This is a genomic window from Acidobacteriota bacterium, from assembly GCA_003225175.1.
Taxonomy (GTDB): Bacteria; Acidobacteriota; Terriglobia; order Terriglobales; family Acidobacteriaceae; genus Gp1-AA112.
On record QIBA01000214.1, the window covers coordinates 1 to 1950 of the forward strand.

Here is a 1950-nt window from a genome sequence, read left to right on the forward strand (position 1 = left end):
CCATGCGGGTTCGATTCCCGTTGCCCGCTCGTTTCGTAAGCAAAACGGAACTTTTTACGAGCGAGTCATAACAGGGGTGCGGGCAAGTCATGATACCTTGTCGTCTGAAGTCTTTCCTGATAAGCAAACCGCGCGGGATGAAAAAGGGAATCGACGTTGACCGTTCAATCGGAGGAACCACCGAAGCGGTTCGCGGGCAAGCGAACGAATCACAGTCCGACTTTATGCTTTCGCGCTCGCGAAGGCGCACATCTCCACTTTGACCGGGGGCGGGGGGTAGCAGGCCCGCTGCGCTTATGGACAAGAACCGGACGGGGGCCCGGAGAAAATTTTGTTCAAAAGGATGACTTTGAAGTGCAGCAAGAGGCGCTGTGGCGTTGGGCTGCCGATCGCGTGATGCCGTGGGGCAAGGTGCAGAAGGATGATTAGGACTTTCGCTGGACCAATGGCGCAGCCGAACAACACCTGCTAGAAGCTGGCTGCATTTACGAATATTGCGCGCGAGTCACGGAAACTACGCGGCCCTGCTCGTGCTGATGAACCCTGGACGAGAGCGCGAGCCTTTTCAGACCATGGCACTGTCTCGCACTGGAACATTACATAACCTGCCTTGTTCGTTTGAGGGTTTGCGAGAAGAAGATGCGCGCCGCGCCCTCGGTGGTGCGCTTCGTTGGCTGCGAGGCTACGCCGATGAGCTGGTGGAGAATAAGAGCTTCGCGGAGTTGCTTTGCACGAGACAAAAAGAATTACTAAATCCCATCACTGAGCGTCCGCTGCATTTTCCGTTAAAAGCAGTCCAGTTAGCATTTACCTTCCTGTGGGACGATGGAACGCCGCCGCCGCGTCGAAGTCCATCCCACCCCATCGCGATTCTTGCTGGCCATTCGTTGGATAAAGCGCAATCGACGCCGGCGACCTGACGGCTCCGAGCACAAGACATGCGCAGCTACTGAAACTCGTTGGAACTGCTTCTTTTTAATTAGTCGAGATTGCGCGTGAGAACGCGGAGCTTCAATATGGGGAAGCCTCGCCCGCTTCAGTCGCGACACTGCAAGAGTATCTTCAGGAATTCGATGAAGCCTGGTCGGGCATGCATCGCGAATGGAAAGCGAAACTGTCGCCGGCAGAGCGTGAGAAATTTGAGCACCTAACGACTGAAAGCGAGAGCGACGCATTCCGCATCCTTCGCAATTGGTCGCAGACCGACAGCCCGGATTTTTATGCGAGCTGCGAAAGCCTGAGCCATCGGCTCGGAATATCCGTCCGAGGCGCGAGCAAGCTTCGCCGGAAATTCTACAAGATCGGAATCCTTTGGCCAATGGCACCCTACGTTCCGAACAAATTCTGCCCGCGCTTCAAGTGGATCGCTGGTGAGGAACCGAAACGACAGCAAGCCGCATTGATCGCGCCCGAGCAGTAGAAGGGCGATCCAGGCGACGCGTGTCTGACAGAAAGGCGGCAGCGCTAGTGATAAGAAACGCATCGTCTTATTAATCTCACCTCCACTATATCTTGTAGAACCGCAAAACGCAAGCGCTTTTTGTAGTGGCCTTTTGCGTCTTAACAGCTATACTGGTGAACCATGAAAAAGATCATGGGGTCGATTTGTTTGGCTTTGTTCTGCCTGGGTGTAATCGGGGTCGAATACGAGATGGCATTACATTTTGGGAGTATGCTAATTCTCTTTGCGAGTGTGGCTTCTTTTGGCGCGCTGTTGGTCACGTTGTTTCGCGCGCCTGAGGGGTATCAGTCGTTCGATGGCTTTCACATTTGCCGGCGCGACCCGCGGTCGCGCCATATTCGCGGTATCCGCCTCTCCCGACCAGCCCGTGCGGCGAGATCAAACGTGATGCGGCACGCTTCCGGTCGCCGAGGACTTCGCGCGCCAGAAGTTCGTTGAGTTCTTGTCTTTTGGTCTGTAGTCGTCGTGCTTGTTTGTCCAAACGCCAA

4 protein-coding genes are annotated in these 1950 nt (G+C 55.1%); 3 read left to right on the forward strand and 1 reads right to left on the reverse strand.

Annotated features, from left to right (window positions below; all coding sequences use genetic code 11):
- The first annotated feature begins 156 nt into the window (after nucleotides 1-156).
- The 3 genes from DMG62_24665 to DMG62_24675 all read left to right on the forward strand — a co-directional run bounded on the left by DMG62_24665 (nucleotide 157) and on the right by DMG62_24675 (nucleotide 1420).
- Nucleotides 157-429 (forward strand): hypothetical protein, encoded by a 273-nt coding sequence (locus DMG62_24665; protein PYY19367.1) that lies wholly within the window; start codon nucleotides 157-159, stop codon nucleotides 427-429.
- A gap of 65 nt (nucleotides 430-494) precedes the next feature.
- Complete coding sequence (locus DMG62_24670; GenBank protein ID PYY19368.1) at nucleotides 495-920, forward strand: hypothetical protein; 426 nt, start codon at nucleotides 495-497, stop codon at nucleotides 918-920.
- A gap of 170 nt (nucleotides 921-1090) precedes the next feature.
- Nucleotides 1091-1420, forward strand: coding sequence for a hypothetical protein (locus tag DMG62_24675; protein PYY19369.1), 330 nt, complete (start codon nucleotides 1091-1093; stop codon nucleotides 1418-1420).
- 298 nt (nucleotides 1421-1718) lie between these two features.
- On the opposite strand, the gene DMG62_24680 is transcribed toward DMG62_24675, so the two are convergent.
- Nucleotides 1719-1943, reverse strand: a complete 225-nt coding sequence (locus tag DMG62_24680; GenBank protein PYY19370.1) for a hypothetical protein — start codon at nucleotides 1941-1943, stop codon at nucleotides 1719-1721.
- Nucleotides 1944-1950: the final 7 nt, after the last annotated feature.

Bases quoted from the DNA above. Each gene is read 5' to 3' on its own strand.
- DMG62_24675 (PYY19369.1), top strand. From the start codon at position 1,091: ATGCATCGCGAATGGAAAGCGAAACTGTCGCCGGCAGAGCGTGAGAAA.